Source organism: Chryseobacterium sp. W4I1, from assembly GCF_030816115.1.
In the GTDB taxonomy this organism is placed as follows: domain Bacteria; phylum Bacteroidota; class Bacteroidia; order Flavobacteriales; family Weeksellaceae; genus Chryseobacterium.
In genome coordinates, this window is sequence record NZ_JAUSXQ010000001.1 from 224,376 (window position 1) to 238,805 (window position 14,430).

Below are 14,430 nucleotides of genomic sequence, written 5' to 3' on the forward strand. Positions count from 1 at the left end.
ATTTTATTTAACATTAAAAAAACTAACTTAATATGTTTAAGACTAAAGATGCTTGGATGAATTTCTTTTATTCATTCGGTGCTGCAATTGTAATTCTTGGAGCTTGGCTTAAAATTACTCACATTACCTTGGGACCTATTAATGGTAATATCGCTCTTACTGTGGGACTTATTACAGAGGCTATTATCTTTATCATTTTCGCATTTGACCCTCCTAAATCAGAAGAATCTTATGCTTGGGAAAATGTTTATCCTGAACTATTAGATAAACATGCCAACCCAAATCCTTTACATTCTAATGTGTCATCCAGAAACAATGCACAGCAGTTTGCAGAATTAGAAAATTCTCTTTCCAATAAATTAGATAAAATGCTTCAGGACGCAAAACTAGACGTTCAGTTATTTGACAGACTGAGAACAGGGATCGATAAGTTCTCCAACTCAGTGGACCAAATCAACCAGACTGTTGATGTTTCTGCTTCTACTCATAAATATAATGATCAGCTTAACAAAGCTGCTCAGCATATGGAAAGTATGAATGCTTTATATGCAATGCAGTTGGAAAGCGGTAAAAAACAATCAGAATTTGCCAACAAATATGTAGCAGATATGCAGAAATCTGCCGAGCAGTCTGAAAAATTTAATCAAGAATTACAAGGTTTAACAACTAATCTTAATAGCTTAAACAGAGTTTATGGCGGTATGCTTACTGCTATGAAGTCTTAATTCCTAACCATTTCTAAAATTTAACTATTTAATCAAAAACTAAAAGAAAAGAGAATGGCACAAGGAAAACAGACCCCTCGTCAGAAGATGATCAACCTGATGTATTTGGTGTTCATCGCGATGATGGCCCTAAATATTGATGCTGAGATCATCAGATCATACTACGACTCTACCAGAGCTTTGAATGAAACAAGAACTCTAACAGAGAATAAAAACGAAAAGATTTTCGAAAAAACACTTGAGGCTAAAGCACAGCAGGTTCCGGATACCTACGCTCAGCCTTGGGAAAGCTATAAAGTTTTAAAAGGTAAAATTGATGCTCTTGTAGCTTCTGCTCAGGACATTAAAGTTAATCTTAAAAAGCAGTCGGATTTTCATGATAAAGATCCGAAAACAGGAAAAGATATTGATGTAAGCGAAAATTTTGCTGCATTGAATAACAACGAGGCGACTACAGAATTTTTCTTCAAAGAAGGAGAAGAAAATACACCCTCAAAAGGAGCTTTAGATTTAAAAGCAAAAATTGACGATGTAAGAAATTATATCAATGCTACTTTTGGAAATAATCCTCAGTTGAAAGATTTAGTAGACAGAGCCAACAAATCTTTGATCGCTGAATACCCAAAAGGAAAATCTCCGAATGACAAGACCTGGTTTCAGAATAAATTCTATCACCAGCCGTTAATTGCAGCGATCTCAAATCTTGAGATCATCCAGAATGATGCAAGAAACGTACAGTCTGATGCATTGGCATTATTGCTTCAGGAGAAAGTGGATGCCAATATCAAATTCTCAAGTTACGAGCCTATCGTTTCTGGCCCGGTAGATATCCAGGCAGGAAAACAGGCTGAAGTAAAAGTAATGTTAGGTACTTATTCTACAAGCAACAAGATTAGTATCTCAGGCGTAGGTAGAGTAGAGAACGGAAAAGGGATTACCTCTATTTCAGGTTCTGGTATCGGCGAGCACAAATTGGGAGGAACAATTACTTTAACAGATGCTTCAGGAAAACCTCAAAGTTTCCCATGGACGCATACGTATAATGTAATCGCAGGACCAAGAGAAGTAAAACTTGAAAAAGGATTATTACTTTCTGCTGATAAAATGAATGTAATGTATAGAGGACTTGAGAACCCTGTTTCAGGATCAATCTTAGGTGCTGACAATTCTAAACTTTCATTATCTGCTCCGGGAGCATCAGTAAGAAATACAGGCCCAGGAAAATGGAGCGTGAAGCCTACTTCAGGTAATACAGTCAAACTGACATTATCAGGAATTGACCCTTACGGAAAATCTGTATCACAGGTATTTGAATATAGAATTAAGAACGTACCGCCACCACAAGGTCAGATCAGAGGGCAGAGTATTGTGGCAATGCCTCCAACGTCTATCCAAAATCAGACAGTACAGGCAGCGATTCCTGATTTCGACTTCCCTGTTTCATTTACTGTAACTCAGTTTATGGTAAGAGTACCTGGAAGAGCAGCACTATTAGTTCACGGAAATTCATTAAATGATGCCGCTGGATTAGTGAAAAATCTTAGATCCGGAGATGTAGTTTCTATCTTTGATATTAAAGTTACTGCTCAGGGACTAGATGGCCAGGTGATCAAAAATATTACTCCTATAATCATTAATATTCCATAGGACTAAAATTGTAATTTATTATGAAAAAATATATTAGCACCCTTTTAGTATTAGTTTCGGGATTCGCATTTTCCCAAACTATTCTGAACGCAGCTTCTCCGGAAGAGTTCAGACAGATGAGAGAGGAAAACAAACAAAAAGTTGGTGATACTATTATTGATAAGACAGTAAAGCCTCTTGAATATGGTTTTGTAGAAGATAAAGATATCTTTAAAAGTATGTTTGTCTGGGAGATTATCGACATGAATGATAAGATCAACCAACCTTTCTATTATGACAATCCGGATGGACTTCTTGCTACACCTACAAGATCTCTGTACCAGTTATTATTAGATGCTGCTTTAACAGGAAAGATTGAGCAGGTTTATGATGATGAAAACTTTACGGTGAAACTTTCACCGGAAGGTATTCAGAAAAGACTGGAGAAGGTAATCATCAATGATGCTGCGATTGATATCTTAAACTCTGGAAGACAGTTAACTGAACAGGAGAAAAAAGAATATACCGATGTTTTCAAAACAACTACTGATAAAGTAAAAGTTCTTAAGATCATGGGTATGTGGTTTATCGATAAGAGAGACGGACAAATGAAATACAGACCTCTTGGTATTGCGGCCATGGGACCAGATCCTGCTGTACAGGGAGTTATAGGACCAGACGGTAAGCCGATTGCTGGTAATGACGAGCTTATTGACTTATTCTGGATCTTCTACCCTAATGCAAGAGATGTGTTGGCAAACAACTACGTTTACAACAGAAAAAACTCTTCAGCTGACCTGTCTTTCGATGACATCATTAATGCGAGAAGATTCTCTTCAGTGATTTACAAATCGTCTGCCGGTTTAGGTGACGGTACAATCAAGGACTATATTCCTAAAGATGCTGACGATCAGCTGGAAGAAAGCGAAAGAATCAAGGCGCAGATCCTTAATATGGAGAACGATATGTGGAATTACTAAGATTTCACTTGATATTTATACAAAACCTGAGTACTTTTACTCAGGTTTTTTTTATTATGAAACATATAGACTATATCATCGTAGGTGACGGATATGCAGGATTATTCTTTGCCCATCAGCTTATTAAGAACAACAAATCCTTTGTCATCTATTCAGAAGAACGGAAAAGCGCTTCCCAGGTTTCTGCAGGAATCATCAATCCTGTTGTTCTTAAGAAATTCACCACATTTTGGAAAGCACAGGAGCAGATTGACTTTTTAAAAGTTACCTTGAATGAAATTGAATCCTATACCGGAACAAATTACATGATAGAGGCACCCATCCACAGAATCTTTCATGATGAGAATGAACAAAATCTTTGGCTTAAAAAATCCGGAAACGAAGAGCTTTCCAACTTTCTTGATGCAAAATTCGATCATTTAGAGGTAGTAAAAAACGATTTTAATACAGGAAAGGTCAATCAGTCTGCCAGATTACAAGTAAGTGGATTTTTCACAGATCTATTTGGTTTTCTTGAAAAAAATACACTTTTAATTAAAGAAAAATTCGATTATGAAAAATTAGAAGCTTCTTCAGGTACTTATAAAGATCTTCAGTTTAAAAATATTGTATTCTGCGAAGGAATGGGTGTAAAAGAAAATCCATTCTTTTCAGAGATTGCTGTGGTTCCCAACAAGGGGCATCATATTAAAGTAAAACTTTCCCAAACAATTCCTGAGAATATTACAATTAAAAAGAAACACTTCTTATTCCCAACCGATAACGGACTTCATTTCTATGGCGGAACCTATGACAGAGAGCAACTCCATCATCACATCGATGAAACTGCAGTTACGCAGCTCATTAACGGACTTTCTGAAATTTATCCGTTCGATTTTGAAGTGGAAGAAGTCAATTTTGGCTTCAGACCGACTGTGAAAGACAGAAGGCCAATCATTGGGAGACACGAAACTTTTGAGAACCTATATGTCTTCAATGGCCTTGGGGCAAGAGGGATTTTAAATGGCTGTTATTTCGCACGCGATCTGTATCACTTTATTGAAGAAAATATTCCGCTGCATCAGGAAGTGGCTGTTCAAAGGTTTAAGTAATTCAAAATAATCAAGATAAAATAGAAATTCATATATTCAGAAAAGAAAATTTAAGCGATGAATGAAAATGTATTAGGTATAATAGCCGGTGTTCTGACTTCAATATCCATGATTCCTCAACTGATAAAAGTAATCAAAGAAAAGAATGTAGAAGATATTTCCCTCGTCATGCTTCTGGTGCTTATTTCCGGACTTTCTTTATGGGTCTGGTATGGCTTTATGAAAGATGAGCTCCCTATTATTTTGTCTAATGCATTTGCAGTTTTGGTTAATTTAAGCCTTCTGACTTGTTATATGATGTACAGGAAATCTTAAAAAATCCATACAAAAAGAGACGCTTTACCAATCGTAAAGCGTCTCTTTTGTATTGTAAAATATAGATTCTCTTAGGGCTGAAGAACAAATTTAGCCAAAGGAGCCATTCTTGCTTTGTTTAATGTCAGTGTATTACCGTTTACAGAATAATTATCTGCAGCAAGCACTGCTTTTGTAAATAGCTGTTCAGTTTCAAGATCCTCGCAGGCCATCATTGTAGACATTCCCTGGTTAAATTTAATTCTCATAATTTCAGGTTTGATCTCAAAAGTTCCTCCAAATCCGTTGCATCCTGCATGACCTTCATATCTCATCCCTTCCGTATTGAGCTTGAAGTAAGGATTGTTTTTTGGATTTTTAAGCTGGATTGGCTGCCCGTTCAGCTCCGTCAGTTTCCATGTTTTTCCTGTAATATCTGTTGACTTTTGTGCTGTAGCCGGTGTTTTACACGCCGTAAGCAATACAAGGAAAAAAAACGCAGATAAATAATAATATAAGTTTTTCATAGTTTTTATTTGGTGTTTAATTCATATCGTTAAGCTTACCTAAATTAATAAGAAGCCATCTTTGCAGAACCGGATCCCTTTGGGTCACTCTTGGCATGGAACAGAACCATATCTACATTTTTTTTCAATAAAGTAATGTTTCCCTTAATATTAGAATACTGGTATTCTTCGTTGCTTGCAGTATATTCAGGAAGAGCATCGCTTTTTTTCAGGTCATAAGTTTTACCTTCGAGATGGATGGTGGCTGTATTTTTTGTATGGTTGATGGTAACCTCAATTTTTTCCCCGTAACTGTCAGTAAAAACATCCTTAGAGGTCTCATCTTTGTTTTCGGGAACAGCTTCAGTAATTGTTTCAGCCTCTTTACCCGGATGCTTACACGCTGTTGAGGAAAGGACTGCCAGCCCTATGAGAACTGATGTAACTAATTTTTTCATAATGATAGGTGATTTGGAAGTGTGTCATGAAATTTCGATATTAATACTATATAAATTTACAAATATTTTTAATAAATATATGTTAATTTTACATAAATTAATCTGATGTTTCTATTTTAAAATCTTTACAGATTTATTGCATTATTTTTATAGATTATAAAAAATGAATGGGATACAATAAAGATTTATTGGTTTACTGCTTTGAACAGACAGTGTTAAGAATAAGAAAATACAGTTTTTTCCATGGGTACATTTGTTGTTTTAAATTTGGTGCAAAAGTATTGAAATTATATGACGCTGATACACAGTTAAAAATGATTTAAATCATGCCGATGTGAATTTCCGAAGCGCTTCTTTAGTTTGTTTAAATTGAGTTCATTCAGACCCTTCCTGCTGAAACATCGGATACTGCTGTAAAAAGCAATGCGTGATTCTTTTTTCTTTCCGCTTTTTTGCATATAAATATTAAAATTACCTGGGTTTTTAGTGTCCGCTCTGTTAAAAAATTAACATTACATTCATGCTTCAGGTTAGTATAATTAATAAAAATGGTCATCCAACAACTGTATGGCTCCGTATGAATTATTCAGCTTATTTAAAGAAGAGTTAAATTTTGTTAATCTGCTATGACCGTATGCTTTTCTAAGTGTACATTTGCCACTTCAAAATGAGAAACCTAATTATATATTTTTTGACAGTCCTTTTTCTGCTTTTCGTAGTAGAAAGCAGGCTACATGTTAAAATACTTAATACTGACTATTCAGGTCTTGTTTCTCACAATCTACCCAAAAAAGCCAACCGCCTGAACCAGACTTTTGAAAAAATTTCGGTACAGCAGATGGCAGACAACATCGAGAATTCTACCTTAGAACTTACTGAAGATGACTTTCAGTTGTCTGATGCCATCCAGTTTATTGCAGTATTTGCAGGTGTATTCAGCCTTGTCTATATTTTTGGGCTTCGTTCCTTCAAAAGCAAGAAACCAGGTGTTAATGGTTTTCTTTCGCTTTATTCCAATGTTAAAACATTCATTCTGATCCGTTCTATCAGAATTTAAAATTTCATTTTCCGTGATCTGTTTTCTGCCCCAATTTCGGGCGGGAGATCTACTGCGTTGCAAATGTCGGTAATCATTACGGCGCGGGATTCCTATTACCGTTTATTTCCATTCAAAACATTAACGATTTATATTAAACTCTAGAATTATGATCAAAAGAGTTGCCTCAGGCATTGCGCTAAGCGTCCTTTTCTTGGCTGTTAGCTGCAATAAGAAAAAAGAAGAAAAAGAAGAAGCTACGGTTTTCCCCGTCACCAGCCCAGTAAAAATGGATACGGTGATCAACAAAGAATATGTAGCCCAGATTCGGTCTGTGAAAAACATCGAAGTTCGTGCACAGGAAAAAGGATTTCTTGAAAAAATTTATGTGGACGAGGGTCAGTATGTACAGGCAGGACAGACCCTATTTAGAATTATGCCCCAGCTTTATCAGGCCGAATTATTAAAAGCCAGAGCAGAAGTGGAGCAGGCTTCCATAGAATTAAAAAATGCCAGTACCCTTGCCAGCAATAATATTGTTTCTAAAAATGAAAGAGCAATGGCTAAAGCTAAATTGGACGCTGCCAATGCAGAAATGAAATTAGCTCAGATTCATTTATCATTTACAGATATCAAAGCACCGTTTTCCGGTGTTATCAACAGACTACCTTTAAAACTGGGAAGCCTTGTAGACGAAGGAGATTTGCTGACCTCTTTATCAGACAATACCAATGTCTACAGTTATTTTAACGTTTCAGAACCTGAATATATAACTTACCAGACTCATGCTGCCGACAGGGGAAGCAAAGAAGTATCTTTAATTATGGCCAACGGAGAAATGCTTTCTCAAAAAGGAGAGATACAAACCATAGAAGGGGAATTTGACAATGAGACCGGAAATATTGCCTTCAGAGCAAAATTCCCAAACCCTGATAAGCTGCTTAGAAACGGTGAAACAGGAAAAGTTCAGATGACTCTTCCGGTTCACAATGCACTCATCATTCCTCAGAAAGCGACCTATGAAATTCAGGATCAGAAATATGTATTCATCATCGATAAAAACGGAACTGCAAAATCCAGAAATATAAAAATAGCTTACGAACTGCCCGATCTTTATGTAGTAGGTTCAGGGCTTGCAGAAGGAGATAAGATCCTTTTGGAAGGGGTACAGAAGGTAAAAGATGACCAGAAAATTCAGACCAAATTCCAGGATCCTAAGAAAGTTCTTCAGTCATTGAAACTAAAAGCAGAGTAGTCTACTCGTAAAACGAAGCAGTATGTTTAAGAAATTCATCCGCAGACCCGTTCTGTCTATCGTGATCTCTTTGATCATCGTATTTATGGGAGTTTTGTCGCTGGTAAAGCTACCGGTGACCCAGTTTCCCTCCATTTCACCACCTAAAGTAAATATCACCGCAGAATATCCGGGAGCCAACAATGAACTATTGATCAAATCAGTGGTTATTCCCCTCGAAAGAGGTTTAAATGGTGTTCCTGGCATGAAATATATGACTTCTGATGCCGGTAATGATGGGGAAGCTTCCATTCAGATTGTATTTGATCTTGGGACAGATCCCAATGTAGCGGCAGTTAACGTTCAGAACCGTGTATCTTCCGTTGTTAATAAATTACCTCCTTTAGTAGTACGTGAAGGGGTAAAAATTACCCGTGAAGAGCCTAACATGTTGATGTACATTAACCTGTACAGTGACGATCCTAAAGCCGACCAGAAATTCCTTTTCAACTATGCTGATATCAATGTGATGTCCGAGCTGAGAAGGGTAAGTGGAGTAGGCTTCGCAGACATCCTGGGAACCCGTGAGTATGCCATGCGTATCTGGCTGAAACCAGACAGGCTTACCGCTTACAATATCTCCGCAGACGAAGTAATGGAATCCCTTAACCAGCAGAGTTTAGAAGCTTCTCCGGGTAAAACAGGGGAAAGCTCAGGAAAACGTTCCCAATCATTTGAATATATCCTGAAATATTCCGGACGTTTCAATACCGAAAAAGATTATGGAAATATCATCTTAAAAGCCAAGCCGGGCGGGGAATTTGTAAGATTAAAAGACGTTGCCGATATAGAATTCGGTTCCTCAATGTATGACATCTATTCTACATTGAACGGAAAGCCGTCTGCGGCAATTACTGTAAAACAATCCTACGGTTCCAATGCAAGTGACGTTATCAAAAATGTTAAAACATTGATGAAAGATCTTGAGAAAAATAACTTCCCGAAAGGAATGCATTATGACATCAGTTATGACGTTTCCAGATTCCTGGATGCTTCTATGGAAAAAGTAATTCATACCCTGTTTGAAGCCTTTATTCTGGTGGCAATTGTGGTATTCCTTTTCCTTGGAGACTGGCGTTCCACCTTGATTCCTGCCTTGGCTGTTCCGGTTTCACTGGTTGGAACATTTGCAGTCATGTCCGCATTTGGAATTACGTTAAACATGATTTCACTCTTTGCATTGGTAATGGCCATCGGGGTCGTCGTCGATGATGCCATTGTGGTAATTGAAGCTGTCCACGCCAAAATGGAAGAAAAAGGACTTTCTCCGTTAAAAGCTACGGAAGAAGCGATGCACGAGATCAGTGGTGCGATTATCGCGATTACTTTGGTAATGGCTTCCGTATTCATCCCGATTGCATTTATGTCAGGACCGGTTGGGGTATTTTACCGTCAGTTCTCTATTACAATGGCTTCTGCAATTATCCTTTCAGGAGTTGTGGCTTTGACATTGACTCCGGCTTTATGTGCATTGATCTTAAGAAACAACCACGGAAAAGCGAAAAAGAAAACTCCGATTACCATTTTCCTGGATAAATTCAACAATATATTCACAAAAGGAGCGGGGAGATATGAGAAAATGCTGAATAAGACAGTGACGAAAAAATCCATCACTCTTCCTTTATTACTGGCATTTTGTGCCTGTACATTCTTCCTGAGTAATTCACTTCCTTCAGGATTTATTCCGGCGGAAGACCAGGGGATGATCTATGCCATTATCCAGACTCCTCCCGGATCTACTCTGGAAAGAACCAACCAGATTGCTAAAGAATTATTAAGAGAATCTGAAGATATTGATGGTGTTCAGTCCGTTTCTTCACTGGCAGGGTATGAAATCCTGACAGAAGGTACGGGATCCAACTCTGGAACTTGTCTGATCAACCTTAAAAGCTGGGAAGAACGTAAAGAATCTGCTGCCGAGATTATTGAAAAACTCGAAGAAAAAGCCAAGAATATTCCCGGCGCCAATATAGAATTCTTCCAGCCGCCATCCATTCCGGGCTATGGTGCAGCAGGAGGTTTTGAACTCCGTCTGCTCGATAAAGCAGGAAGTGGAGACTATCATAAGATGGAGCAGGTAAGTAATGATTTTGTAAAAGAATTAAAGAAACGTCCTGAACTTGGGTCGGCATTCACTTTTTATTCTGCCAGTTTCCCACAGTATATGCTGAAGGTAGACAATGATCTTGCGGAACAGAAAGGAGTAACAATAGACAATGCAATGGGTAACCTGTCTACATTGATTGGATCCAACTATGAAACCAGTTTCATCCGTTTTGACAGGCCTTATAAAGTAATTGTACAGGCCGGACCGCAATATAGGGCATTACCTACAGACCTTCTGAAACTGTATGTGAAAAATGATAAAGAACAGATGGTGCCGTATTCAGACTTTATGAAGCTGGAAAAAGTATATGGACTATCAGAGATCACAAGACATAATATGTATAATTCTTCAGAGGTGAGCGGAACTCCGGCACCCGGATACAGTAGCGGACAGGCGATTCAAGCCATTCAGGAAGTTGCAGATAAGACACTTCCGAGAGGCTTCGGTATCGACTGGGCAGGTATTTCCAAGGATGAAGTAAGCAGAGGAAATGAAGCTGTATTTATCTTCCTTGTCTGTCTGGGATTTGTCTATCTGATTCTTGCAGCGCAGTATGAGAGCTTTATTTTACCGTTGCCGGTGATTTTATCACTTCCTACGGGTATTTTCGGAGCATTCTTATGCTTAAAATTATTAGGACTTGAAAATAACATCTATGCTCAGGTGGCAATGGTGATGTTGATCGGTCTTTTAGGTAAAAATGCTGTATTGATTGTAGAATTTGCCGTTCAGAAGAAAGCAGAAGAAGGGATTCCTGTAGCGAAAGCAGCTATTGAAGGGGCAGCAATACGTTTCCGTCCGATCCTGATGACCTCATTTGCATTCGTTGCCGGTCTTATTCCGTTAGTCATGGCAACCGGACCGGGAGCTGTTGGGAACAGGACCATCGGTACAGCAGCGGCAGGAGGAATGCTGATAGGAACTATTTTCGGGCTGATGATTATTCCGGGGCTCTATTATATTTTCGGAACCATTGCAGAGAAATCGAAACTTGCAAAATATGAAGAAGAAAATCCATTAACAGAACAAACTGAACCTTATCAACACGATAACAAACATGAAGATTTATAATAAATATATAGCAGTCATTGCTTTATCCATTATACTCACAGGCTGTAGGGCTCCAATGGCCACTGTTATAAAAGATGAAGTAAAAGAGAACCTGCCTCAGAATTTCAGTCAGGAAGAGCAGCAGGATGCCAATGCCAACAGTGGAACAACTCCGTGGAGACAGTTTTTTACGGATCCGAACCTGGTAAGCTTAATCGAAACTTCCTTAAAGAATAATCAGGAATTGCTGATCACCCTTCAGGAAATTGAAATTGCAAAAAGTGGTGTTTTAGCTAAAAAAGGTAAGCTGACTCCAACTGTTTCAGCAGGAATAGGCGCCGGTGTAAAAAAAGCCGGTCGCTATACCAGCGAAGGAGCAGGTGATGCTACTACAGAGATAGAACCCGGAAGAGAAATGCCGGATCCGCTTGGCAATTTTGAAGGTGGACTGATGGCAAACTGGGAGATCGATATATGGAAAAAACTCAGAACCGAAAAAGAAGCTGCTGTTGCACACTATCTTTCTACTGTTGAAGGTAAAAACTTTGTCCTATCCAATCTTATTGAAGAAGTAGCTGATAATTATTATGAATTATTGGCGCTGGATAATCAGTTAGACATTATTCAACAGTATATAAAGCTACAGGAAAGGGCTCTGGAAATTTCTAAAATTCAGAAAGAAGCTGCCGCTGCAACAGAACTTGCTGTGAAGAAATTTGAAGCTGAACTGGCAAAATCCAAAGCTGCAGAATATACAATCCGTCAGGATATTACAGAAAAGGAAAATCAGATTAATGCACTCTTGGGAAGATATCCGCAGTCTATCGTGAGAACTAAGGAAAGCTTCATGTCTACAATGCCACAGACTGTTTACACCGGAATACCTTCCCAGTTATTGGCTAACCGTCCGGATATCAAACAGGCAGAATTAGAATTAAAAGCAGCGAAATTAGATGTACAGGTTGCGAGAAAAGAGTTTTATCCATCACTGGAAATTTCTGCAACGTTAGGATTGGAAGCCTTTAAACCTTCTTATCTGGTTAAATTGCCGGAATCCATAGCTTCCAGTTTAGCAGGTGAACTGGCAGGACCGCTTATTAATAAAAGTGCGATCAAAGCAAACTTCCAGACTGCTGATGCAAGACAGATCCAATCGCTGTATGAGTATGACAAGACCATTCTTCGTGCTTATCTGGATGTAGCGAATCTAATGTCAAAGGTCAAAAATATCGATCAATATTATCAAATGAAATCCCAGGAAACAAAAGCCCTGGATCAGTCGATCGATATTGCCAATCAATTATTCAGGAATTCCAGAGCTGATTATCTTGAGGTTCTTTTGAATCAAAGAGACGCTCTGGATGCTAAAATGGAGCTGATTGAAGCCAAACAGAAACAGCTGAGTACGGTTGTAGATATTTACAAGAGTTTGGGTGGTGGCTGGAAATAAGAAATCATAATTCTATCAATAAAAACAGTTAATGTTTTGGGCTGATCCTTTCGGGGGTTGGCTCTTTTTGTTTTTATGCGACGAGTTTTGTCGCTACCTTAAAATACCTTTGTTTTAATAACGTTAACATTAGAGACACAGACCAGTGATAAAATTTATATTAAATCTCATTAAAGAGATTTGTTTGTGTGTTAAAAAATGTTAAATTCGCAAGCGATTATAAAACTAAAATTAACTCAAATACACGAACATATGAAGAAATTCTACTCCGGTGCATGTATTCTATGCATGGTTCTAGGGCTGTCTGCCCAGGAAGTTTTATGGCAGAAAGATATCAAATCCTCAACCCAGGATTTTCTAAGCCAGATTACCACAACAATTGATCAGCAATATTTAATTACCGGAAGCTCAATCCAGTCTTCCAAAATTCAGGAAGGAAATAAAAAGAATAACGGCTATGACTTCCATGTGGTAAAACTCAACCAACAAGGAGAAGAAGTCTGGGGAAAATATTTCTCAGGACAGAACCATGATTACCTGTCAGCTTCAGTAGCCACCCAGGAAGGAGGATTTCTTCTCGCTGGAACTTCCTATTCCGGAAAAGGGTTAGATAAAAAAGAAGATTCCAAATGCGGATCTGATATCTGGTTAATCCGTATCAATGAATTCGGGGATGAATTATGGCAGAAAACACTCGGAACCTCTTCCGATGAAGAAGCCAGATCTGTTATTCAAACAACCGATCTCGGATTCTTTGTAGCTGGTAACGTGCAAAATTCAGCTAAAGGGTATGGATCAAAAGATGTTTTGATTGTAAAACTTGATAAAAACGGGAAAGAATTATCTCAGTCTATTGTAGGAGGAAAAGGTCTAGATGAAGTAGAGAAAATGATTCCTACCAAAGACGGTGGTGCCTTGTTGGGGATCTATTCAAGGAGCAATACAGGCGGATCAAAGAAAACCGAAAACTTTGGAGAAGGAGATTATTGGGTGATCAAGCTTGATAAAACGGGAAAAACAGAATGGGAAAAGAATTTTGGTGGAAAAGGAGATGATCACATCAGAACACTGTCATTGACATCAGCAGGCTATTTGATTGGTGGCGAATCCAGGTCCGAGAGATCAGGAAATAAAACTGCAGGCATTGAAGAAGGGACAGATTTGTGGTTGATTTCATTGAACGAAAGAGGGGAAGAAATCTGGCAGAAATCCTACAATTTTGGGAACAGAGATATTCTGATGGGAACAAGTGTTATTCAGAGCCAGGATCGGGGAGCCAAGAACCAAGATGTAACCAAAGGAATTCTATTGGGTGGTTATACCCAGGCAGAAGGTAGAATTCAAGCAGAAGACGAAACATTCTGGATGCTGTACTTGGATGGGAATGGCAACGAACAATGGAGAAAACATGTAAAAGGAGAATCCAGGAAAAAAGAAGAAAGACTTTCAGATCTAAAACTGAACAAAGACGGTTCAATCATTTTAGCAGGAACCAGCGCAGAAGAACTTGGAAAAGAAAATTGGAAAATTATAAAGCTTGGAGATAAACAGCTTGACCAGCTGATTGAGAAACAAAACATTAAAATCTATCCAAACCCGGTCTCAGACTATGCTTATGTAGAAATAGGGTTTGATTTTAAAGAAGCGGATATTATGCTGTATGATATGGGTGGAAGACAGCTTCAGAGTTTGAAGACTAAGAATAAGGTGACGAAGATTAATACACAGAATCTAATTCAGGGAGCTTATCTGGTGACGATAAAAACGGATAATAATAAAACGGCGAATGCCAAATTAATTAAGAAATAAAAAC

General features: G+C 38.2%; 12 protein-coding genes. 10 read left to right on the top strand and 2 right to left on the bottom strand.

Annotated elements, in window-relative coordinates:
* The first annotated feature begins 32 nt into the window (after positions 1 to 32).
* Genes gldL through QF044_RS01140 form a run of 5 tightly spaced genes read left to right on the top strand, consistent with a single transcriptional unit; the run spans position 33 to position 4,737 of the window.
* Positions 33 to 725: a gliding motility protein GldL gene (gene gldL / locus QF044_RS01120; protein WP_307262657.1), complete on the top strand. Its 693-nt coding sequence runs from the start codon at positions 33 to 35 to the stop codon at positions 723 to 725.
* Between the two features lie 54 nt (positions 726 to 779).
* Positions 780 to 2,372, top strand: coding sequence for a GldM family protein (locus QF044_RS01125; RefSeq protein ID WP_307262660.1), 1,593 nt, complete (start codon positions 780 to 782; stop codon positions 2,370 to 2,372).
* A gap of 20 nt (positions 2,373 to 2,392) precedes the next feature.
* The gene (gene gldN / locus QF044_RS01130; protein WP_307262663.1) at positions 2,393 to 3,331 is read left to right on the top strand and encodes a gliding motility protein GldN; all 939 of its coding nucleotides are present in this window, start codon (positions 2,393 to 2,395) and stop codon (positions 3,329 to 3,331) included.
* Positions 3,332 to 3,387: 56 nt separating this feature from the next.
* Positions 3,388 to 4,422 (top strand): FAD-binding oxidoreductase, encoded by a 1,035-nt coding sequence (locus tag QF044_RS01135; protein WP_307262666.1) that lies wholly within the window; start codon positions 3,388 to 3,390, stop codon positions 4,420 to 4,422.
* A 57-nt stretch (positions 4,423 to 4,479) separates the two neighbouring features.
* Entirely contained in the window at positions 4,480 to 4,737 is a 258-nt protein-coding gene (locus QF044_RS01140; RefSeq protein WP_307262668.1) for a SemiSWEET transporter, read from the top strand.
* 71 nt (positions 4,738 to 4,808) lie between these two features.
* On the opposite strand, the gene QF044_RS01145 is transcribed toward QF044_RS01140, so the two are convergent.
* Positions 4,809 to 5,243 carry an META domain-containing protein gene (locus tag QF044_RS01145; protein WP_307262669.1) on the bottom strand — a complete coding sequence of 145 codons (435 nt, stop codon included), beginning with the start codon at positions 5,241 to 5,243 and terminating at the stop codon, positions 4,809 to 4,811.
* Between the two features lie 44 nt (positions 5,244 to 5,287).
* Complete coding sequence (locus QF044_RS01150) at positions 5,288 to 5,680, bottom strand: hypothetical protein (protein ID WP_307262672.1); 393 nt, start codon at positions 5,678 to 5,680, stop codon at positions 5,288 to 5,290.
* A gap of 691 nt (positions 5,681 to 6,371) precedes the next feature.
* On the opposite strand from QF044_RS01150, the gene QF044_RS01155 reads away from it, so the two are divergent.
* The 5 genes from QF044_RS01155 (at position 6,372) to QF044_RS01175 (ending at position 14,426) form a co-directional block, all read left to right on the top strand.
* Positions 6,372 to 6,737: a hypothetical protein gene (locus QF044_RS01155; RefSeq protein ID WP_307262674.1), complete on the top strand. Its 366-nt coding sequence runs from the start codon at positions 6,372 to 6,374 to the stop codon at positions 6,735 to 6,737.
* Positions 6,738 to 6,888: 151 nt separating this feature from the next.
* Positions 6,889 to 7,971, top strand: coding sequence for an efflux RND transporter periplasmic adaptor subunit (locus QF044_RS01160; RefSeq protein WP_373462673.1), 1,083 nt, complete (start codon positions 6,889 to 6,891; stop codon positions 7,969 to 7,971).
* 22 nt (positions 7,972 to 7,993) lie between these two features.
* Positions 7,994 to 11,188: an efflux RND transporter permease subunit gene (locus QF044_RS01165; protein ID WP_307262678.1), complete on the top strand. Its 3,195-nt coding sequence runs from the start codon at positions 7,994 to 7,996 to the stop codon at positions 11,186 to 11,188.
* On the top strand, positions 11,175 to 12,617 hold the full coding sequence (locus QF044_RS01170) for a TolC family protein (protein ID WP_307262680.1): 1,443 nt from the start codon (positions 11,175 to 11,177) through the stop codon (positions 12,615 to 12,617). The genes QF044_RS01165 and QF044_RS01170 overlap by 14 nt, the downstream gene beginning before the upstream one ends.
* Positions 12,618 to 12,869: 252 nt before the next feature.
* Positions 12,870 to 14,426, top strand: a complete 1,557-nt coding sequence (locus QF044_RS01175; protein WP_307262683.1) for a T9SS type A sorting domain-containing protein — start codon at positions 12,870 to 12,872, stop codon at positions 14,424 to 14,426.
* Positions 14,427 to 14,430 lie beyond the last annotated feature (4 nt).

Excerpts from the sequence above, each read along its gene's own strand:
- gldL (WP_307262657.1), top strand. The coding sequence starts at position 33 with ATGTTTAAGACTAAAGATGCTTGGATGAATTTCTTTTATTCATTCGGT.
- QF044_RS01125 (WP_307262660.1), top strand. The coding sequence starts at position 780 with ATGGCACAAGGAAAACAGACCCCTCGTCAGAAGATGATCAACCTGATG.
- gldN (WP_307262663.1), top strand. The coding sequence starts at position 2,393 with ATGAAAAAATATATTAGCACCCTTTTAGTATTAGTTTCGGGATTCGCA.
- QF044_RS01135 (WP_307262666.1), top strand. The coding sequence starts at position 3,388 with ATGAAACATATAGACTATATCATCGTAGGTGACGGATATGCAGGATTA.
- QF044_RS01140 (WP_307262668.1), top strand. The coding sequence starts at position 4,480 with ATGAATGAAAATGTATTAGGTATAATAGCCGGTGTTCTGACTTCAATA.
- QF044_RS01145 (WP_307262669.1), bottom strand. The coding sequence starts at position 5,243 with ATGAAAAACTTATATTATTATTTATCTGCGTTTTTTTTCCTTGTATTG.
- QF044_RS01150 (WP_307262672.1), bottom strand. The coding sequence starts at position 5,680 with ATGAAAAAATTAGTTACATCAGTTCTCATAGGGCTGGCAGTCCTTTCC.
- QF044_RS01165 (WP_307262678.1), top strand. The coding sequence starts at position 7,994 with ATGTTTAAGAAATTCATCCGCAGACCCGTTCTGTCTATCGTGATCTCT.
- QF044_RS01170 (WP_307262680.1), top strand. The coding sequence starts at position 11,175 with ATGAAGATTTATAATAAATATATAGCAGTCATTGCTTTATCCATTATA.
- QF044_RS01175 (WP_307262683.1), top strand. The coding sequence starts at position 12,870 with ATGAAGAAATTCTACTCCGGTGCATGTATTCTATGCATGGTTCTAGGG.